This is a genomic window from Sphingorhabdus sp., from assembly GCF_044374345.1.
Classification (GTDB): Bacteria; Pseudomonadota; Alphaproteobacteria; order Sphingomonadales; family Sphingomonadaceae; genus Sphingorhabdus_B.
The window spans coordinates 1-20,909 of the sequence record NZ_JBILOS010000014.1; the positions used below are offsets into that span (position 1 = coordinate 1).

Consider the following 20,909-nt stretch of genomic DNA (forward strand, 5'->3'; position numbering starts at 1 on the left):
GCAGCAAAACCGGCGCACCACTTGACCCTGCATTGCGCAAGTTGCCGGGCGACAATCTGTCCAACGCGCCAGAACTGGTTGCAACGTCAAGCGTCACATGGACGCCGGACATCGGCAGCAATGGCATGAGCGGCCTTGTGTATATCGACGGTCGTATGACCAGCGATTACAACACCGGTTCCGACCTGTTCCCGCAGAAAGAGCAAGATGGTTTCGCGGTATTTAACGCGCGTGTCGGCCTTCGCGGTCCTGACGAAGCCTGGAGCTTTGAGCTTTGGGGTCAGAACATCTTCAATAAAGATTATGCGCAGGTCGCGTTCAACTCGCCATTCCAGGCGGGTGCAACCTCGGCACCATTTGTCGATGGGCAATATCCCGGTGGTCGCCAGCTGATGTCGCACTTCCTGGCTGAGCCACGGACATATGGCATCACAGTGCGCGGTAAGTTCTAAGAACTTCGCGAACCTAAACGAAAAAGGGCCTGCAGCGATGCGGGCCCTTTTTGTTGGGTGGGTTGAAACGCATTATGTGTCTGGGCGGTGCAAAGCAGCACCGTCACCCTGAACTTGTTTCACCTGCGGTGACTGCGTGCCAGGGTCTTAATTATAGACGTCGAGAAGTAAGACTCTGAAACAAGTTCAGAGTGACGGGAATAGCAAAACGTAATTAAGACGTCCCAAACCCAACGCCCAGGAAGCCGGGCATGGGGCCGTTCCATCCGTCATCGCCCGCGGGCGCCGCGCTTGGCTTGTCTGTTGGCTTAGCTTCACCCGTTGGCGCTGCCTTTTCACGGGCGGGCTTAGCCGCCGCTTTTTCGCGTACGGGCTTTGGTTCCGATGGCGCCGCCGCTTCTGCGGGTGCGGACTTGGCTTTTGGCTTTGTTGGCTTGCGGCCGCGCTTTGCGGGTGCGCGCTCTTCGGGTTCACCCGATGGCGCTTCGATCTTACCCAGACGTTCGATCTTGGTGCCAATCAGCTTTTCGATGTTTTCAATGGCTTCTTCATCGGCCTTGGTGACAAAGGTAAATGCCTTGCCCTTGGCACCGGCGCGGCCTGTGCGGCCAATGCGGTGGACGTAATCATCGGGGTGCCATGGCGCGTCAAAGTTGAACACATGGCTTACGCCCTTAACGTCCAGGCCGCGGGCGGCCACGTCGGACGCGACGAGCAGATTGATGTCGCCGTTCTTGAACGCTTCCAATTGCTTCTGGCGTGACGCCTGATCAATGTCGCCGTGAATTTCGCCCGAACGCATGCCATGGCGCTGCAGGCTGGTGTTCAATTCGCGCACCGTGGTCTTGCGGTTGCAGAAGATAATCGCGTTGGACACATCTTCCGTGCGCAATAGATCACGCAACACATCGCGCTTTTTCATCGGTGATACGTTCACCAAAAACTGTTCGATATTGATATTGGCGGTCGCGGGACGCGCGACTTCGATATATTTCGGGTTCGACAGAAACTTGTCCGCCAGCTTCTTAATCGGCGGCGGCATCGTTGCCGAAAACAGCAATGTCTGACGCGTCGCCGGCAACTTTGTGCAGATATGTTCGATGTCGGGAATGAAGCCCATGTCCAACATACGGTCCGCTTCGTCGATGACGAGCATTTCGCAGCCCGTCAGCAATATCTTACCGCGCTCGAACAAATCCATCAGCCGTCCGGGCGTCGCGATCAAAACATCAACGCCCTTTTCAAGCGCCTTCACTTGGTCGCCCATTTGAACACCGCCGATAAGCAGCGCCATCGATAGCTTGTGATATTTGCCGTATTTTTCGAAATTCTCCGCAACCTGCGCGGCAAGTTCGCGCGTCGGTTCGAGAATGAGGCTGCGCGGCATGCGCGCACGCGCACGGCCATTGGCCAGCACATCGATCATCGGAAGAACGAAGCTCGCGGTTTTACCCGTGCCCGTCTGTGCGATTGCGATGATGTCACGCATCATCTGGACCTGCGGGATAGCAGCGGCCTGAATAGGGGTTGGCTCGTCATAGCCAGCCTCACTTAAGGCTCTCAATAATTCATCAGACAAGCCGATATCGGCAAAACGCATATGTTGTTCCGGAAAAGAAGATGCTGTGCCACCGGTGCCAAAGCCATAGCGACGAGGGTCGCCATTGGTCTCTGCGGGCAGAAATGTCAAGGTAATTGGCCAAATGCGCCCGGCGCTATCGCGGTATCAGCAATCGGAATTTATCGATGTCGCATTTTGCCCCGGTCCGGGCATGCAAAACATCCCGATCCACGCATAATTTGCCGTCCAATGACCGCTCCATATAAGCGCCCGCATAAAACTCCCGCGCCAGACAACCGTCACCCAAATAAGCGCGGATAAGGATGCCATCGCGGGTCAACAGGTCAAGCGTGCGGTCGGGTCCGGGGCGCGAACCACCCAGCCTGTCGACCCACAGGCATTTGCCGATTTTCTTTTCTTTATATTGCAGCTTCGCGACCGATTGCCGCTGCGCGCCGACGGCCGCCGGTGCTGATACAGGGCTCGGCAAACGAATGATAATGCGTTGGTCCACACGCACTTGGCCAAATTCGGTTTTTAACTTGACGAACGGCGCGAACGGATTGCCCGCCATGTCGACATTAAAATCGGCCCAAGCCTTTTGCGACACAGCCGTCAGGCCGGCCGCAAGCAGGATTATGGCAAAAATTATGCGCAAGAAACATTCCGGTATGAAGTTGAAGTTCTGCTGACTTTACCCGATAGGGTTGAACGTATCATGAATTAAATGCCCTGAACCTTTGCACATATTGGGAAAAGCCGTGCCAGATGTAAACGCCTTATCCGAACTTCGCTCTATTTTGGGGCCAAAAGGCTATTCGGATGATCAAGACGTTATATCCCCATGGCTGACCGATTGGCGCGGCCGATTTACGGGCGCCGCCGCCGCATTGCTTTCACCGGCCACCACACAAGAAGTTGCCGCAATTGTGCGGATTGCCGCGAAGTATCGGCTGTCACTGGTTCCACAGGGCGGCAATAGCGGGATGGTCGCCGGGGCCACGCCCAATAGCAGCGGCGATCAACTCATCCTGTCGATGCGGCGGATGAACAATATCACCGCGATCGATGCAGATAGCGGTCTGATAAGCTGTGAAGCGGGTGTCATCTTGCAGAACCTGCATGAAGCCGCCGCAAAGGCCGGGCGACGCTTTCCGCTCACGCTTGGGGGCAAGGGGTCGGCAACCGTCGGCGGCCTGATTTCCACCAACGCGGGCGGCACGCAAGTGCTGCGGCACGGCACCATGCGTTTGCTCGTTGCGGGTCTTGAGGCTGTTCTGCCCGATGGCTCGATTTATGACGCCATGGCGCCATTGAAAAAAGACAATCGCGGTTATGATCTGAAACAACTGCTGATTGGCGGCGAAGGCACGATTGGCGTGGTGACCAAGGCTGTGCTGCAAACCGTGCCCGCGCTTATTGACCGCTGCGTCGTGTGGGCGGGCATCGATAGCCCGCAACAGGCGTATGAACTTTTGCTGTTCATGCAGAAACATGGGCGCGATCGTTTGGAGGGCTTTGAAATCCTTCCCCAGCGCGCGCTTGGTGCCGTGCTCACGCATATTTCGGGCACACGGCCCCCGCTCGACAGCACACACCGCTGGCATGCTTTGATGGAATTTGTGCAGGACGACCCTGCCCAGTCCAGCCCCGGAGAGCTGGCCATGCATCTGCTTGAAGATGCCATCGGCCATAATTTGCTCGAAAACGCGACCATCGCGCGCAGCGACGTGCAGGCAGAAGCTTTTTGGAAAATTCGCGATTCGATTGCGGAGGCCGAACGTGCCGCGGGTGCCGCGCTGCAACATGATATCAGCGTTCCGGTTGCGGCTATGGCGCGCTTCATTGAGCAAGAATCGCCGCGTATCGAGGCCGATTATCCCGGCACCAAGACCGTGGCCTTTGGACATTTGGGCGATGGTAATATCCATTTCCACGTAAAAGCCCCCGAAGGCGTCGATGTCGCGGCTTGGTATGCTGGAGATGGCAAGGCGATCACGTCGCACGTCTATGATCGCGTGCGCGCTTATGGCGGTTCATTGTCGGCTGAACATGGCATTGGCCAATCCAAAATCGACGAATTCGCGCGGCTTTCCGAGCCTGCCCGGCTTTCGGCGTTACGGGCCATTAAAAGCGCGTTCGATCCGTTGGGCATTATGAACCCCGGCAAGCTTGTTCCACTTGCGTAAAGGCTGCTGTCCGACTAAAGCGCCGCATTAAATTTTTGCCCCATAACAAGCACTGGAGTTTCACATGGCCACAGCGCCCCAAGCCGCAAATTTGCCGCTTCTGTACAAAGACCTTATCCCGCTTAACAGCAACGATCACGTCACGTGGAAATCGCGCCTGTTGGAAAATGCAAAGTTCCTTGAAGGGCAGCATGCAATCCCGTTGACGATCGAAGAGTTCGTCCCTGCATCGCGCACCTATCCCATCATTTTTTCCGCAACAGACAATCCTGTTCCGCTGGTGCTGATGGGCATGAACGAAGGCGTAAACACTTTCATGAACGAGGAAGGCTTTTTCGAGCGCCCCGTTTACGTCCCTGCATATGTCCGCCGCTATCCATTCCTGTTGGCTAAGCTGCGTCCCGACACGGAAGAGCTGTCCTTGTGCTTTGACCCCACATCGGGCGCCGTTGGTGAATTCGAAGAAGGCACGCCCTTGTTCGAAGATGGCAAGCCAAGCGAAAACACACAGGCGATTTTGAAATTCTGTGAAGAATTTGAAAATGCCGGTGCGCAAACCCACGCATTTGTTGAAGAGCTGCAAAAGCTTGACCTGTTAATGGACGGCGAAGTAGCGATCCAGCAAGAAGGTCAGGAACAGCCATTCATCTACCGTGGTTTCAAAATGATCGACGAAGCCAAACTGCGCGAATTGCGTGGCGACACCGTCCGCAAGCTGAACCAGAACGGTATCCTTGCGCTCATCCACGCACATCTGTTCTCTTTGCAGCTGATGCGGGAAATATTTGCAGTTCAGGTTGCACAAGGTAAGGTACCGCAAGTGACGGAACTGCCTTCGGCCTAATCAGGCGAAATGCTGCATGCCGTCACTGTCCATCGGGGAAGTGACGGCATGGCAAAATATAGTAAAATTGCGATCCTTTTTCACTGGCTGATTGCCTTATTGATCGGTGCCAACATATTGTTGGCAAATTTGGGCGAAGATCTGCCCCGCGCCGCGCGCGCTGCCTATATGAGCCCGCATAAGGCGATTGGCATTTCCATTTTGATACTGACCATTGGCCGCATTTTATGGCGCCTGACCCACCGTCCGCCTGCGCTGCCTGATAAGGTCGCGGGTTGGCAGGCCAAAGCCGGCCAGTGCGTCCATATTTTATTCTACGTCCTGATGATCGCCATGCCACTGACCGGTTGGCTGATGATCGGCGCCAATGGCAAAGCTGCACCCGTTGATTTCTTTGGCCTGTTCACGCTCGATATGGCGGTTGGCAAAAACGCGATGCTGGCGGACATCGGGCATGAGGGGCATGAGATATTGGTCACGCCGCTTATCATTCTCATCGGCTTGCATATTTTGGGCGCTTTGAAGCATCAGTTCATCGACAAAATGCCATTTATCCAACGGATGTGGCCATAAGCCCTTAGTAAAGGCGTTGTCGCGCGGCCAACATCGCCAGCGCAACAACTTCCCGCACGCATGCCTCGCCTCAACGACATTGCGAGCAGAATATTTTTGCTCTGACTTGAAACTGCAATGCTCAGGTCCCATTTTTGATTCTGGACGGAGACTTCCCCTCCCGTTTCTGTCCAATGACGCCCTAAATGGCGTCAGCTCCCTGAACCTCGGCCACCCCGGAGCAGTCCGGGGTGGTTTTTTATGCAAACCGTTCGGCTTTATTCCGCGGCCATCAACGCAGAGGAACCAAGCGCCTCGTCCGCCAAAGCCTCCACCAATCCGGCTATCAATAACTTCATCGGTTCAACGCCAGCCCCAGGCTGCCGCAAATCCGCATCAAGATAGAGCGACCGGTCCACTTCCAACTGGATCGCATGGATATTGGCACGCGGCCTGGCATGGCGGCGCAGGATATAATCCCCGGCATAAGGGTGGTTGAGCGCAGCGGTAAATCCGTGCCCCTGCAAACGGGACATCAACAATTCGGCATATTGCGAGGCTGCACTTTTGCCGAACCGGTCGCCAATCACAAATTGCGGCCCCGCGCCTGTTGCCGGATTTTGGAGCGGCGGCATGCTGTGCACATCCAGCAGGATCGCGACCCCGAACTTTTGCCGCATATTTTCAAGCACCGTTGATACGGCCAGATGATAGGGCCGATGCAGCGCCGCAATGCGGTCATGGATATCGTCTAAAGTGAACTGCCGTTTCCACAAATCGCCTTCGCCCGACAATCGGCGCGGCACAAGGCCAAGCCCGCCGCGCTGCTTCACGCCGGGCGCGGGATAATCCGCACGCTGTGCGCCTTGGACCATCTCAACGTCGATATCCTGTTCATCGCGGTTCAGGTCGATCCAGGCGCGTGCGCGGTGGGCGACGATGACCGGATGGCCAAACTGCACCGAACGGCGAACCAATAGATCGGCATAGCGATCCTCAAGCCGGACAAGCGATGCCGGCGGCACGCGCAGCGCGTCAATGACAGCGGCTGGGTAATCGCGCCCGGCGTGCGGCACAGACAGCAGCACAGGCACGGACATATTGTCCGTTCCCCACATTGCAAATCCGGATGCCGATATGTCCAACGCGCCCTCTTTATGAGACTAAAATATGTTGTTGGCAGGTTTTGCGCAAAATGGTGAAAAAAAATTAAGCCTCTGCAATTATAGATACAGCCGGCACCGCAATTTGGCGCCCCAAAAGATGTTTAAGGATTATGTATGACCCGCATTCTGCTCGCCGAAGATGAACAGGCCATGCGCGAATATCTCGCGCGCGCACTGGAACGGTCGGGCTATGATGTGGTCGCGGTCGACCGCGGCACAGCGGCAGCGCCCTTGTTGGAACAAGAACATTTCGGGCTGCTGCTCACCGATATTGTGATGCCGGAAATGGACGGCATTGAACTCGCGCGCCACTGTAACCGCGTGTCACCGGACACGGAGGTCATGTTTATCACCGGCTTTTCGGCCGTGGCACTGCGCGCGAGCGCGTCCATGCCAAGCGCCAAAATACTGTCCAAACCCTTCCATTTGAAAGACCTTGTCCTTGAAGTCGAACGGCTGTTTTCCAAGGAAAGTTTTGGCGAGCTGAAATAGGCTTGAATGATAGCAAAAGCCCAGCTAGAGGCTGCGGCATAATGGGCGTATAGCTCAGCGGTAGAGCACTGCATTGACATTGCAGGGGTCGCAAGTTCAAACCTTGCTACGCCCACCATTTAAAAACCCCGCCGTCCGAATGGAACGGCGGGGTTTTTTAATTTCGCAGGATGCTCCCCTTCGGCAGCAATGGCGCAGACTTGATGCTGGAAGCCAATCCGCATCATCCGTCACTTTGGCCGCAACCGCTGCGTGGCGAGCGGGATAGGCTTCATCCCGTATCGATCAACATCGCGGGACCTAGAGCGAGGTCTGCCGCTGATCGACGGCGCGTTTAAGCGTCTCGGCAGCCACCTCAGCAGCTTTGACAAGGGTCTCCTGCTCAAGGTGCGCATAACGCTGCGTCGTGCGTGGATTGGTATGTCCCAGAAGCTGCTGCACCACATAAAGACTGACGCCGCCATTCACGAGATTGCTGGCGTAAGAATGCCGCAGATCGTGCAGCCGCAAATTTGTCAGGCCGGCCCGCTTTCGAATGCGCACCCAAGGGTAGTAGAGCGCAGGGCTCGGCCTGCCTGTTATCGGGCTTGGGAAAAGCCACGGGCTTTCTCCATGACTTGGCAGCTTGCCAATCAGATGGCATGCGGCCTTGTTCAGCGCGATTGTTCGAGGCTTCCCTGACTTGGATAGCGGGACGAGCATGGTCTTCTGCTGAAGGTTAATATGCTCCCAGCGGGCCTGCGTTATCTCATTACGGCGGGCGCCTGTCAGCAACAGAAGCTCAATCGCCTTTGCAGCTTGGACATTCTCGTCGTTCTTCAATGCATTTATCAAGGCGCGCATCTCAAACGGAGATAGAAACCGTTGGCGCGGGATCTCCTCAAACAGCGGCACCTTCTTCGCTGGGTTGCGTTCCAAACCGGGTATGCCCCAATCACTCGCCAGATTGAACATGTAGCGCAGGAAGATAACGGGTCGGTTGCAGGTCCCGCTGGCGTAACCCCCGGCCCGCATATCCGTCATCATTTTGACGACCATCTGCGCCGTAATCTCGTCGAGATAAAATTTTCCCATTGCGGGAAGAAGGTGTAGTCTCATGACAGCCTCATCTGTCTTCCAGCTTCGCTTGCTCTGCTTCACATATGGCAGGTATCGCTGATGGAAGAACTCATTGAGGGTGGGAATAGTCCTTAGCGCGTTTTTGGCCTGCTTGGGGTCATTGCCAAGGGACACATCTGCTTTGATCTGAATGGCCCGCTTACGCGCGTCTGCAACGGTCAAAACGTTTGTACGTCCGATCTTGATCTGGCGTTGGCGATTATGGCCGTCGATGTAGCGTTGATAAAATGTCTTAGTTCCAGAAATGTGGACCTCGATGAAAAACCCTTCAAGGTTCGTGTCAACATACTCGATCTTTGATTTTCCGACCGGACATACAGCGCTCAAAACAAACTTTGATGTTAGATTAGCATGTGGCATCGGGTTCCTGGTCAAAAAAGCATTATTATTGTCACAAAAATAGTCATCAAAGATATAATTACAATCCTTTGGCTCCTTATAAAAACTTAATACTGGCGGTATAAATCTAATATGGTCAAAAATGCTCCTTGTCGCGCTATCTACGCCGCCCAGATCAGGGCTGCGCGTGGTCTGCTAAACTGGTCGAAAGGGGCGTTGGCAGAGCGTGCTGGAGTATCGAAGCAATCCGTCACCCGGATAGAGAAAGGCACGATGGATCCCCGCTTGTCGACAATGACAGCATTGAATTAAGCTATAAGCTCAACCGGCGTGGAGATGGCCGAGGACATTAACGGCACGGTGCGGCTTACGGTCTCTCGGGAGAAGCTCCTGCCAACCTCCGCCTAGAGCGCTGCTCGGAAATATCTCGGAACCCGAACCTACCCAGAACGCCTGAATTCCGGTATATTTGCGACCTAGATCCAGAAACCCAACATCATGGGGTATTCCAAACTCGGATTTGGCTCGGAAAAGCAGCTTGCCTGAAGCTTACAGTGATAAAATGCTGGAAATTTGGTTACTTAAAGGCCCTTCAAATCGTCCACTTACTACTGGTGTGGATAATGTTGCCGATTTCACCGGTGGCGCAACTGATGACGTGTTTAACGCTAATATGGCAACAATGCAGTCATTGGACGCTATCGATGGCGGTGCTGGTAAGGACACGCTGAACATCCGTGATACTGCGAGCATCACTGCGCGTTCGGGCTCTCACGCAGGCATCGAAGTTCTCAATGTAGAAAGCACCGCCGGATCGGTTGGTCAGGTTGCTGCCGCTGCGACGATTGCTGCCAAGCAGTCAGTGCAGTATGACTTTAGTTTAGCTGGCGTCACTACTGGTTCGGGTACCGTTAAGGTAACCGTAGGTGGAGTAGAGACAATAATCACGGGTGCGGCCTCAGCAGTTACAGTTACTGAAATCGCATCCGCAATTGAGAAAATCCTTGACGATGCTAATGGCACTTCCACTACTAACTCACAGTTGTGGACCAGTGTAAATGCGGGTGGCGATATTCTTACAGTCACTGCGGCTGTCGCTGGCGTTGCATTGCCTTCGATTTCCATTGCTGCTGGCTCGAGTGCTAACAGCACTTTCTCGACCACACCAACAAGCTCAAGTGATGTCTTCCGGACAACTCTGCAAGCCAACCAGAAGGCTGCTGATGCGGTTGCCTCATCTACATTCTCGGCTATGACCGGGGCGACCGAGGTTTCCATTACCGCGGCAACCACCGCAAACGTCTCCAGCGTCTCTACTGCCGCTACTACGGTTTCTGCCGGTGGCGCGGTTGTCTTGTCGGGTGGCGCAAGCCAGGCAGTAACGACCTATGATAGTGTGCAGGTTTCTGGCAGCACGGGCCAAGTGAGCGTTAATGTTCTCGGTTTTGCCCCGTCAACCCTTCTGGCCCCTTCTTCTACGGCTGGTTGGTCTGAAGCTGCTGGTGTGTTCGTTCGCGGTGGAACCACTGTAAGCGTTACCGAAGTCGGTGCTGCTTTGAACTCAACCCGTACTGCGGTCGCGTCTGGCGGTACAAACGCCACTTCGGTGCAGATCGGTGCTAATCCTGGCTCTGCAACTGGCAATTCCAACGGCGCTGTGACGAGCAATGCTATCACCGGCGCGCAGGTCATTGGCAACCTCTCCTCGGCGCCAACAGGCGATGTCACTGTTTCGGCTCGCACCACTTACACCGGCACCAATGGGTTGACCAATGTGGCTTATGGTACAGGTGAAGTGAAGGTATTCATGAATGGTGGCACGACTGCCTCCGTGACTGGTGCCGGCGTTGTGAGCCTCACCGACATTCAGACGACGCTGACCAAGGCTTCGACCCTTGCGGATGCTCTGCCAGGCGTTTCTAAGCTCGCAACTGTCAATCTGACCGGTGTTACAAGCACAACGGCGATCAAGTCTGATGCCATTGCAGCGATCTCGGCTGTAGACACGTCAAGCACTATCACTGTCACGAGCAATACTGGTGCCAACACAGGTGGCATCGCTCTGAATGTTGCCAACTCGACGGTTACGCTTGCTCATGCCAATGCGACTTCGGTCTCCGTTGGTGGCGCTGCTGGCTCGGGTCGTCAGTCGGTCGGTTCTACTTTGGTAGCGGTCAATCAAGGTTCGACTGTTACTTTGACAACGGCGCGAGCGACTTCGCTTGAGTTCTCGGGTGCTAATGACGTGACTTTGGGCAGCTCATCAACGCTGACTGCGTTGACGACGATTACTTCATCCGCAACCGGTGCAGTAAGCCTCGGTACGGTGACAGGTTATGCGAAGGTTACTTCGGTAGACATGAGCAACGCAGGGGGTTCGGCTTCCGCTACTCTTGGCGCAACCATCTCGGGCGGTGCCTCTGATCGCGGCTTCGCCTATACCGGTAGCGCTGGTTCAGATACTGTAACACTCGCCGGCATTATGAAGAGCGGTACCAGCGCTTTGGGTGCTGCAATCGCGAATACTATCAACCTTGGCGCTGGTAATGACTTATTGCTCAGCAACGGCAGCGGTTCGATTGCATCCGGTTCTGCAGTTAACGGCGGAAGCGGTACTGACACCATTGCCGCTTCGTTACTTAACGCTGGTAACGCTGCCCAGATCACAGGCTTTGAATTGCTTGGTCTCGATAAGGCTTCGGGTGATACTTACGATACCGACCTTCTTGCCGGTGCCGCAGGTCTGGTCTTATTCGCGCAGGGCGCAACCTACACCAATGTCGACACTGCTCAGTCTTTGAACGTTGTTACAAATGTCGGTTCTAGCTCGACAACGTTGCAGTTCGCAGCCTCTCAGGTTGCTGGCACGAGCGACAGCTATACCGTCAACTTCGCCGCCAAGGGCGATGTTACGGCTTCGGCCAATCCAACCGATGTTGATGCCGGTACGCTTGTAGTTCAAGGTGTTGAGAATGTTACGATCAATTCGGGCAAGGCTAGTGGCTTCGCTGACAACTTTATTGATCTGACTTCGGCTAACTTGAAGACAGTCACGATCAATGGCGATATGCGCTTGTTCTTGGGCTTTGCTGGCACAAACGGTACAAATGCTTCCGCAGGCGGTGGTGCTGTCAAGCTTATTGATGGTTCAGCGGCTACAGGCGCAATCACGATCAACACAGGCAACGTTGTAGCTGATAACGTTGAAGGTCTTGTCCTCAAGACCGGTAGCGGCAATGATGCAGTTACTTTGGCGGCAAATGTTGACACGGTTAATCTTGGTGCGGGTGACGACAGCGTTACTACTGCTGCATTTGCAGTCTCGCTGACGTTGGGCGCTGGTAAGGACACCGTGACGGTTGCTGCTTCTAAGGTTGACACACTTGCAGACACCACAGCACCCTTTGCTGCTACCCTTGGTGAAGCGACAGGTCGACTTGTAACGATCACGGACGTTGCAAAGGGCGATACCATTGACTTCGAGGCAGCGACTACCGCTGGTTCCGCGGTTGCCCTCGGTGCTGCCACGAGCGTTGGTGCAGCTACATCCCTGCTGGATGCTCTGAATGCTCTTGCAAACTCGGCATCTAAGGTCGCTTGGACAGTCTACGGCGGCAATACCTACGTCCTGTACGACGCTGTTAACGGCAGCTCAGATACAACTGGTGTTCAAGCCGACGATATCATCGTTAAGTTTGATGGAGCGTTTGATTTCAGCACTGCACTTTACGGTGCAACGGCTGGTGCTTTGACGATCGTCTAATAATTAACAAACCCCCTGGGCCGGATCCTCTTTCGGCCCAGGGATCTAAACTACACAAACTGGCCCGTTCTTCACCACGAAGGGCGGGCCTGTTTTTTAGAACCCACCCTCTGCCTAGCACCCTGCTCGAAAACGTCGCTACGCGGGGTATGATCACCCGGTTCACTTCTCAACGACAATCAACGGGCACTTTTTTGGAGGTTCATTATGGCTATTCTCAGAGCTACGTCAAAGTCGGGGAACATTTACGGCACCCTACAGGCTGATGTCATCTATGGCCTTGGCACTACTGGCTCTCTGCACGGGTATGCCGGAGATGACGTCATTTACGGAAGTTCAGTGCAGGATTATATCGATGGCGGTGATGGGAATGATAAGCTGTTTGGAGGTAATGGCGCTGATCGGTTGATGGGCGGCAATGGCGACGACATCATCGACGTTGAAACTAATAATAGTTCTTTTAAAGAACTAGCGTTTGGCGATGCCGGAAACGACCTGCTGTATTTCCGTGGGGATTCCAACGGCTATGACGGGGGAGCCGGCATAGATTGGTTGTTGACCAGCGGCTCACATCCCAACCTTTCGCTCTCCGGAACATATTCTAAGAATATTGAAAACGCCCGAGGCGATGAACGAAATAACGTTTTATCCGGCGATGGACTGGCCAACCGGATCGAAGGCCTTGGCGGCAATGACACAATAAGCGGTCTCGGTGGAAACGACACGTTGGATGGTGGCGCTGGCAATGATACTCTTGATGGTGGATCTGGTTCAGATCGCCTGACGGGCGGTCCCGGCCGCGACATTTTCGTCCTTAATGTCAATGGTGCAGCGAATGCAGACACTATCATCGACTTTGAAGTTGGCATCGACAAGATCCACATTGGAAGTCGGGCTTTTGCTGGGTTGGGCACACCTAATCGTGCACTGACGACTAACGAGTTTTGGGCAGCTTCTGGCGCTGTGAAGGGTCGTGATACCGACGATCGCATCATCGTTGATACCAAGACAGGCAGTATTTACTTTGATGCCGACGGAAGCAACGCTCAGATTGCACCCGTGATAATCGCAAATGTTAGCCCGGCGGTCGCGGCTCAGTTAACAGCTGCTGATTTTTACGTAACCATTGTGTGACATATCAGTTCCCCAAGGCCCACCATTTACGGCCCGGGAACTTGATAAACGCTGCGATAAATTTGACCCGCTCTCTTCGAAGGGCGGGCTTGTTTTTTACAACCCACCCTAAGCCCCCAATCATCATCGGCGAGCCAAGTTATGACTAAAAACATCCCCTCGCGCCTCATCTACGCCGCCCAGATTAGGGCAGCGCGTGGCCTGCTGAACTGGTCGCAAGGAGAGTTGGCAGTGCGTGCTGGAGTATCGAAGCAATCCGTCACCCGGATAGAGATAGGCACTACGGATCCCCGCTTCTCGACCATGACAGCATTGAATGAAGCTACACGCTCAGCCGGTGTGGAGATGGCCGAGGACATTAACGGCACAGTGCGGCTTACGGTCTCTAGGGTGAAGCTCCTGCCACCCTTTGCCTAGCAATGGTGCTGGTCGGTAATGGGTGATAGTTCCCTGACGGGGAAGCATCAGCTGACGCTAGAGCTGCGATATGGTTTGCAGGGGATGGCTTGACGTTGGACTTCGCTTAAATTAGTATTCTCATTCCCTGAGTTTTCAGGTTTCATTATTCAAAATTACTAACGGTCTGCACTTGTCATCCGAGGTGGGCCGTTTTCTGTATAGGAAGCATCATGACCACCATCACTATCGACGGACTCGTATACGATCTCGACAGCCTGTCCGATGATGCGAAGGCGCAGCTGGGCAGCATGCAGGCGGTAGATCGCCGAATTGCTATGGTTCAGGAAGAGATGGCCATCCTGCAGACCGCGCGCATTGGGTATAGCAGGGCGCTTCAGGAGTTACTGCCTCTTAATGAGGCAACAGGCTCTGAAAAGATCCAGTGGCCAAACTGACGGCCAACTGATTGAATCAACCTGAGCCCGTCCTGTAAGAGCGGGGTGGGTGCATTTTATTTGCCCAAACAACAGAGTTTGGGCTCGCTAGGCTGGTGCCCCAGATACGAAACGGCATGCACCCAGCGTACTTTAATTCGATCCCATGTGTTGAGGCCCACCCACCCATAAATCTCGAAAAGGCCCGCCTTCAGTTTGGGATATTAGGACTGCTATCCTTTCAGACACCCCCTCAGGATGGAAAGCCCCATCTAAATGTCCAACAGCGCTGCTAAGCAAACGGCGCCAATAGCTTATCCCGAGAGACCGTAAGCCGCACTGTGCCGTTAACGTCCTCGGCCATCTCCACACCGGCCCCGCGTATGGCCTCATTCAATGCTGTCATTGTCGAGAAGCGGGGATCCATCGTGCCCTTCTCTATGCGGGTGACTGACTGCTTCGATACTCCAGCATGCTCTGCCAACTCCCCTTGCGACCAGTTCAGCAGGCCACGCGCACCCCTGATCTGGGCGGCGTAGATAAGGCGAGAGGGGATGTTTTTAACCATAGCTTGGCTCGCCGATGATGATCTGGGGCATAGGGCTTTCCTTGGAACAACGGCTACGAAAACTTAGCCCCATCAGACGATCTTTAGGGCCTTCAGGATCGGCAGCTGCTTTGCCGCAAAGGCTTCTGCCTGTGCATTGAGGTCAGCCAGATTTTCCTCTGGGGTTTCTAACGCCTTGCCATCCTTCAACAGTCGCTGGTTCTGCATGGACAAGATGCCCCAAGCGTAGCGGGCCCAGTCGGCGGGCTGCTTGTGGCCGTCCTTCATCGCAAGCAGGAACAGCTGCGGCATCCGCCCACACTGCACCGCGCCGCCAACAACGGGGCTGGCAAGATAGGACAGATCCGTCATGGAACGGGCGCACTGCAGCAGCTGGGCATTGAGTGCCGCGCTAACTTTAAGCGCCTTATTCGCCACGGCGTCTTCCTGCACAGGCATGACATAACCAATCGCAACAAGCATGATGATGGCCTGCTGCAGCTGGGCAAAGCTGATCGACTTTCCGGCAAGCTCTGCCTCGAGCTGCGCGAGCGACTTCACCTTATGATCAGCCAATGCATCAAGTATGGGGACGTAGACATTTTCGTGGAGCTTAGCCTCACCCAGACTGCCGGTAACCTTCAGGCCGGCATCGGCGCGCGGGGTCGTGAGGATAATCCGCTGGGCACGCAGCGCTTCTGCCTGATCAAGCGGCGTCATCGTGCGTGCGCCTTTAACCCAATAATCCTTGCGGAACTGCTGGTTCACACAGAAATCACGCACGCTCTGACGGAACACAGGGTCGGGAATGGAGGCGAGCAGGTTCTGCTGTTCCGGCGATAGGTTGATGGCATCCACAGCATCGGCATAGTTGGCTGAGGCTGCCCATTGTACCTTTGCAGGCGCCATCCAGTCCGCCATGTCCGCAAAGGACATCGGCTTCCAATCGCGGTTGAAATATTCATGCGCCACATAATGGCGGTTCTGATCTTTAATCTTAGAAAAGCGTTCGACTGCCTGCGGGTTGGCACGCGCAAAGATGGGATTGGCGGCTAGCATCTGATCCATAAAGCCAAGCGCATTATCAATGCGGCTGACAATGCCAGTTCCTTCCGCTCCCATAGTCTGAGCGTGGAGCGCCATAAGGTCACGCATCGGCACCATGGCTGCCCAACCGGGCTGTGTGTTGTAGCTGATATATAGTACTCCGCCGACCTTCAGCTTGCGGCGGACAAAGTCCACAATGACCGCGCGGTTCGCATCGGAAATCCAGCTCCAGATGCCGTGCAGGCCGATATAATCGAACTCGGGCAAATCATCGCGGGTGCAGAAGGCGTCAAACGCCTGATCAAACAAATGCGCATTAGCGCCGCTGATTTCGGCCAGCTCCCGAGCAAAGCCCGCCTGCGCCGGATTAAAGTCTGTGCCGTACCATTCGGTGATTGAGGCCGCCGCATGGATGTTGGCGCTTAAACCTTGGCCAAAACCAAGTTCACAAGCGGTCCCCGCCTTGGGCGGCACCAGCCCAGCGTTAAGGAACGCCAGTTGGACCCGGACCGGGTTTAGTTCCGTGTAATAGCCATAGGTATACCCAATGTCGGCAACATAGCCGTGGGTCCAATCGGTCATGGGGCGGTCCTCATTACAAAATAGGCCCGCCCTTCAGACTGAGAAGGACGGGCCAAGTTTTTGTGTAGTCTTTATAAAGAACCCGGGTAGGAAATGCCTCCCCGGAGGCAGTAATTAGTCTTTATTACGCGAATGTCAGAGCGGTGCTGTTAAATGTCAGCAAGCTCAGATCAATCGTACCCGCGAGCTTGACGATGGTGTCCTGACCGTTGATGAAACCATCGGCTGCCAAGGAGTCAGCACCCCGATCTTGAACAAGGTATGTGTCACCACCAAATTGGAACCACGCTACATCGTCTGCGCCAGCAGCAGCGGCCGCAGCATTAGCATAATCCGCAAAGGACGCGGTAGACGCCAGAGTGATCTTCGCACTTATGAAGGCCACATCAGCCCCAGTTCCCCCAACCTTCAGCTTATCACCAGCAGAAAAATCGGTAATCGTTGCGTAAGAGTTGAGGTTTGAGACAACGTAGGAAACGTCGAAAGTATCCGCACCAGTTCCACCGGTCAGTGTAACCAAGTTAGCAGAGGCGATCAGAGTGTCGCCACCCGCACCACCGACAAGCGTGGAACCATTTACACTGGCCGTCAGGCTGTCTGCACCAGAACCACCAGTGATTGTGGTTGCGACGGTGTTTGACGTAGCTGTAAGCTTGCCTGTCATGGCCGAACCGTCAATGGTCGTCACCGCAGCACCGGCGGACAGTACCACCGACGCATTACCAGATATAGTGACTGACTTTAGTGCAGTGTTCGTGATGGCAAGTGTTGCAGCGTTAATCGCGGCGGAAGTAGAGGTGTCTGTCGCTGACAACGCAAGACTTTCGATACCAGAGATGTCAATGGCGCCGAAATCTACGTCGGCAGTCGAAACTTCAACCGTAACGTTTAAGTTGTCCGCCGAGCCTGTAGCATCAACGAAATCAACATCGATGTCGGTGCCAGCAACGGTATTTGCTCCGGTAAGAACCACTGTCCCGCCAATTGCCATATTGTCGATGTTCAGAGCGGCAACGCTCACGGCCCCGATTGTGACATGGGAAATCTCGTCCAGGTTTGCCAGATCGATGGTTGCGGCAGCTGAAGATGCCCCAAAGTTCAAGCGCTCGAAGCTGGAAATTTTACCTTCAAACACAGCGTCGGCTGAAGCCGTCGCCGCATCAGCAGCAGCAATTGCAAGAATATCAGTACCATCGCCACCGGAGAGAGTACCAGTCGAAGAGGTTGTACCAGCAGCTAAGGTCAGCGTATCATTACCATCACCGAGGCTTACCGACTTTACCGGAGCCGTAGCTGACAACGTTACTTTATCAACGCCTGAGCCACCTGCGTAGGTTGCTGTCGTCGCGTTAACGGTCAAAGTGTTGGCGCCTGAAGAGGCGGACAAGTCATACGAAGTTATCGTTGCGCTCGTCAAACCACTGGCCGTCAGACCAGCAGCGCCAGACACTGTAAGCGTCTTCAGAGCGGCAAGTGCCGTTGCATTCAGGTCCAACGCCTTCGAACCGGTAACCGTCAAGGATGTCAGGCCACCACCAGTCAAGGTGAAGTCCGAACCAGCAACGGAACCAGTATCAACAGCAAGCGACGTGTAGGTGCCGCCGATGTCGAGCGCCGGTGCGGTTGTCGAGTTACCATAGCCGTTAGCATTTAAGCTTAGCGCCTTCGTGGCTGCGTTGGTTATAGTTACGCCCGCAACTGAGTTGGAAAGACTTAGGCTTGAAAGCGCATCAGATCCGATTGTCGAAGCTGCAAATCCATTCAAAGAAACGCTTGCCAAAGCATCGGTGCCAGCAGAATTACCACTGTCACTGATTGTTACGGCGCCATTGGCAACACCCATCACACCAGTTTTTGCGGCAACGGCTGTTACACCAGCAGTTGCGTTGGCAGACGAAATGTTATTCGTAGACGTGTCACTTACAGTGATCGCGGTACTGCCCGTAGCAGCTGCACTTGCTGTAGCAGTCAACGTCGACACACCTGATGCTGTAGTAACTGCCCCGGTGCTGTATGCACCGAATGTTCCACTGTAAGTTCCGAGTGCTGGAACGTTTGCGCCGGCTGTCGCGCCAGCAGCAAGGTTTGCAAACGCCGCCGCAGTTTGAGCGGCCGTGTTTGATGCCGTCGCTGTATATGTGAGGCCACCGACAGTAACAGTCTCACCTGCAGCAAGCGCAATAAACGTAACGGTATCAACTTGGTTAACGCCGGCGACTGCAGTCACAGCATTCACAGCAGCAACCGCCGCATCCTGCTTAATAGTTACCGCCGAGGTCGCCCCCGCAGCAGTAATGGTGACCGCGCTTTGAGTGCGAGTTGCTGCCGAGCTATCAGTCGCTGCTACTGCAGACGATGATGCGGCAACTTGCGTAACTTCGACGGCAGCTCCACCTTTTACTTCAATAGCGCCAAGAGTAACAGCTGTACCGGCCGCATAGGCAGCACCAGTGGAATTGATTTTGACATCGCCCGAAGGTCGATCGGTTGCCGCATTACCAGTACCAACTCCGGTAGTACCAGTGGTAACACCTGATGCAGTAACTGAAACCGAAGTGCCGCCGTCGATCGCAATAGCACCACTACCTTGCTTGGTATGGGTTACACTAACAGCCCCTGCGTTAACAGTTGTCGCACCGATGGCGACCGCCTGGTTCAATGTGGCAGCAGAAACGGCAACAGCCCGACCGCCATCTACAGCGATCGCACCCGTTGCCCCAGTGACCGAGACGTCAGTTGTAGCAGCAGCCGTGACTGAAGCCGCGACAGATTTAAGCACATTTGCACTTGTAAGACCAGTCCAGCCCGAAACATTCGCTGTGAGAGCATCAAGAGTTGTGAAGTTAGCTGTCTCAACACTGGAAACAACTGTGGTTGCAGCAACGGTGATGGCAGCCGAGCCAACAACGTTAATCGTGTCGCTACCAGCACCACCAGAAATGTTATCTGCTGCGCCAAGTGAGGTGCCAAAATTATTGGTCGTCACGCCATTAGTTGTCGTGGTACCGATAACAACATCAACTGCATCAATCGTGTCATTAGCATCTGTACCGGAAATAACGTCCACACCAGAAGTAAGTGTAAAAGTCTTCGACACAGGAGCAGGAGTCAACGAAACGTCGTTAACTGTCACGTCGGCAGCAACCTTCGCGCCATTCGAAAGAACGAGGTTCAGCGTCTCAGCGCCTTCAGTGACGGCGTCAGCCTTCACGTCAACAATTACGGACGCTTTACCGAAAGAGTCGAGCTTCACAACTCCGTTCAAAGGCGAATTGAGGTCAGCCGAGTTAGCGGCAGTACCTGCCAGGGTATAGCTGATTTCAGCTCCCGCAGCACCCGATACCGTAAAGGTAACTGTCTTGCCTTCATCAACCGAAGTCGCAGCTGCCGTGACTGTTGTCGGCGGCGGCGGCGGAGGAGGCGGAGGAGGAGGAGGAGGGGGTGGTGGTGGTGGTGGTGGTGGTGGTGGTGGTGGTGGAGCCGCAGCTTCACTTCCGCCGCCTGCAGCAACAGCAACAAGACCAGCAGCAGCAATGCCGCCGACGATCAACGCTGTGGAACCAATACCACCAGCAGAAGCGGCGCCAGCACCGACTTCAGCAGCAGCTACAGCCGAAGCAGCTTCAGCTGCAAGCTTTGCCTCTGCAGCGACTTCTACTGATAATTTCTTCTTTGCTGCCTTTGCTAGGGCATTGGAGCCCCGGATCGTTCCAGCATTTTTGATATTCGCAGTCATGTTAGGTAAACCCCTCTTGATAAAAAACTACACCTGGCCCCCTTAGCAGGGGTTTCGCCACTTTCTATGCACTAAAACACCCATATCGGTTTTTTTTATTAGATACAACCATTTTGAACAACATTTTCTAAATCGGCATAATTGGGTACAGAAGGAGTGCTGCGACAGCTTTGCTCAGCTCACTGAACTCATTATGCAATTCTTATGCTACTAAGTCCTGCAATCTGATGCAACCCATATATGACTGACGGCTGCCAACCTTGATGATAGGTTTTTTTAACTAAATTTATTCACCTCTTGCTTCTTTCGTGTTGGGCGCTTTTGCTCCCCAATTAGCTCCACCTTCAACAATTTGAATTGCGCATCGGCGGATTACGGAGGCGGGCGTCTATATCTAGTGCCCTAATCACCCGATCCTTGGCGGCTATGCGACCCTTAGGGTCATTCTATCGCTAACCCTCGATTAAACAATGCCGCGAGACTTTGCGGATTGACAGCGGCGACCGATTAGAGTCAGCCCACCGAAGCTAAGGCGAAATTGATATCGCCAGTC

The 20,909-nt window shown here is 54.5% G+C and carries 16 protein-coding genes, 1 tRNA gene and 1 pseudogene; 11 read left to right on the forward strand and 7 right to left on the reverse strand.

Annotated elements, in window-relative coordinates; all coding sequences use genetic code 11:
- Nucleotides 1-452, forward strand: a pseudogene (locus ACIQ5B_RS02570) (TonB-dependent receptor); the annotation flags it as partial.
- A 214-nt stretch (nt 453-666) separates the two neighbouring features.
- On the opposite strand, the gene ACIQ5B_RS02575 reads toward ACIQ5B_RS02570, so the two are convergent.
- Together ACIQ5B_RS02575 and ACIQ5B_RS02580 are read right to left on the reverse strand one after the other, a co-directional pair.
- On the reverse strand, nt 667-2,052 hold the full coding sequence (locus ACIQ5B_RS02575) for a DEAD/DEAH box helicase (protein WP_397597677.1): 1,386 nt from the start codon (nt 2,050-2,052) through the stop codon (nt 667-669).
- A gap of 115 nt (nt 2,053-2,167) precedes the next feature.
- Nucleotides 2,168-2,623: a hypothetical protein gene (locus ACIQ5B_RS02580; RefSeq protein ID WP_397597652.1), complete on the reverse strand. Its 456-nt coding sequence runs from the start codon at nt 2,621-2,623 to the stop codon at nt 2,168-2,170.
- 151 nt (nt 2,624-2,774) lie between these two features.
- On the opposite strand from ACIQ5B_RS02580, the gene ACIQ5B_RS02585 reads away from it, so the two are divergent.
- The 3 genes from ACIQ5B_RS02585 (at nt 2,775) to ACIQ5B_RS02595 (ending at nt 5,619) form a co-directional block, all read left to right on the forward strand.
- A complete protein-coding gene (locus ACIQ5B_RS02585; RefSeq protein WP_397597653.1) occupies nt 2,775-4,202 on the forward strand; it encodes an FAD-binding oxidoreductase in 1,428 nt (475 codons plus the stop codon).
- A 64-nt stretch (nt 4,203-4,266) separates the two neighbouring features.
- Nucleotides 4,267-5,046 (forward strand): SapC family protein, encoded by a 780-nt coding sequence (locus ACIQ5B_RS02590; protein ID WP_397597654.1) that lies wholly within the window; start codon nt 4,267-4,269, stop codon nt 5,044-5,046.
- Nucleotides 5,047-5,094: 48 nt separating this feature from the next.
- Nucleotides 5,095-5,619 (forward strand): cytochrome b, encoded by a 525-nt coding sequence (locus ACIQ5B_RS02595; protein ID WP_397597655.1) that lies wholly within the window; start codon nt 5,095-5,097, stop codon nt 5,617-5,619.
- Nucleotides 5,620-5,876: 257 nt separating this feature from the next.
- Here ACIQ5B_RS02595 and ACIQ5B_RS02600 read toward each other — a convergent pair whose 3' ends face one another.
- Nucleotides 5,877-6,698, reverse strand: coding sequence for an N-formylglutamate amidohydrolase (locus tag ACIQ5B_RS02600; protein ID WP_397597656.1), 822 nt, complete (start codon nt 6,696-6,698; stop codon nt 5,877-5,879).
- Between the two features lie 180 nt (nt 6,699-6,878).
- Here ACIQ5B_RS02600 and cpdR point away from each other — a divergent pair, with 180 nt between their 5' ends.
- A complete protein-coding gene (cpdR, locus tag ACIQ5B_RS02605; RefSeq protein WP_397597657.1) occupies nt 6,879-7,256 on the forward strand; it encodes a cell cycle two-component system response regulator CpdR in 378 nt (125 codons plus the stop codon).
- Nucleotides 7,257-7,299: 43 nt separating this feature from the next.
- Nucleotides 7,300-7,374 (forward strand) — tRNA-Val (locus tag ACIQ5B_RS02610).
- Between the two features lie 182 nt (nt 7,375-7,556).
- Here ACIQ5B_RS02610 and ACIQ5B_RS02615 read toward each other — a convergent pair.
- Nucleotides 7,557-8,735, reverse strand: a complete 1,179-nt coding sequence (locus ACIQ5B_RS02615) for a tyrosine-type recombinase/integrase (RefSeq protein WP_397597658.1) — start codon at nt 8,733-8,735, stop codon at nt 7,557-7,559.
- Nucleotides 8,736-8,846: 111 nt separating this feature from the next.
- On the opposite strand from ACIQ5B_RS02615, the gene ACIQ5B_RS02620 reads away from it, so the two are divergent.
- The 5 genes from ACIQ5B_RS02620 to ACIQ5B_RS02640 all read left to right on the forward strand — a co-directional run bounded on the left by ACIQ5B_RS02620 (nt 8,847) and on the right by ACIQ5B_RS02640 (nt 14,465).
- Nucleotides 8,847-9,026 (forward strand): helix-turn-helix transcriptional regulator, encoded by a 180-nt coding sequence (locus ACIQ5B_RS02620; RefSeq protein WP_397597659.1) that lies wholly within the window; start codon nt 8,847-8,849, stop codon nt 9,024-9,026.
- 226 nt (nt 9,027-9,252) lie between these two features.
- Nucleotides 9,253-12,477, forward strand: coding sequence for a beta strand repeat-containing protein (locus ACIQ5B_RS02625; RefSeq protein WP_397597660.1), 3,225 nt, complete (start codon nt 9,253-9,255; stop codon nt 12,475-12,477).
- Nucleotides 12,478-12,684: 207 nt separating this feature from the next.
- Nucleotides 12,685-13,611 (forward strand): calcium-binding protein, encoded by a 927-nt coding sequence (locus tag ACIQ5B_RS02630; RefSeq protein WP_397597661.1) that lies wholly within the window; start codon nt 12,685-12,687, stop codon nt 13,609-13,611.
- A 141-nt stretch (nt 13,612-13,752) separates the two neighbouring features.
- Entirely contained in the window at nt 13,753-14,028 is a 276-nt protein-coding gene (locus ACIQ5B_RS02635) for a multiprotein-bridging factor 1 family protein (RefSeq protein ID WP_397597662.1), read from the forward strand.
- A 212-nt stretch (nt 14,029-14,240) separates the two neighbouring features.
- Entirely contained in the window at nt 14,241-14,465 is a 225-nt protein-coding gene (locus tag ACIQ5B_RS02640) for a hypothetical protein (RefSeq protein WP_397597663.1), read from the forward strand.
- A 271-nt stretch (nt 14,466-14,736) separates the two neighbouring features.
- Here ACIQ5B_RS02640 and ACIQ5B_RS02645 read toward each other — a convergent pair whose 3' ends face one another.
- The 3 genes from ACIQ5B_RS02645 to ACIQ5B_RS02655 all read right to left on the reverse strand — a co-directional run bounded on the left by ACIQ5B_RS02645 (nt 14,737) and on the right by ACIQ5B_RS02655 (nt 20,356).
- Entirely contained in the window at nt 14,737-15,012 is a 276-nt protein-coding gene (locus tag ACIQ5B_RS02645) for a helix-turn-helix transcriptional regulator (protein ID WP_397597664.1), read from the reverse strand.
- Nucleotides 15,013-15,084: 72 nt separating this feature from the next.
- A complete protein-coding gene (locus tag ACIQ5B_RS02650; protein ID WP_397597665.1) occupies nt 15,085-16,620 on the reverse strand; it encodes a class I SAM-dependent methyltransferase in 1,536 nt (511 codons plus the stop codon).
- A 124-nt stretch (nt 16,621-16,744) separates the two neighbouring features.
- Entirely contained in the window at nt 16,745-20,356 is a 3,612-nt protein-coding gene (locus ACIQ5B_RS02655) for a beta strand repeat-containing protein (protein WP_397597666.1), read from the reverse strand.
- Between the last annotated feature and the right edge of the window lie 553 nt (nt 20,357-20,909).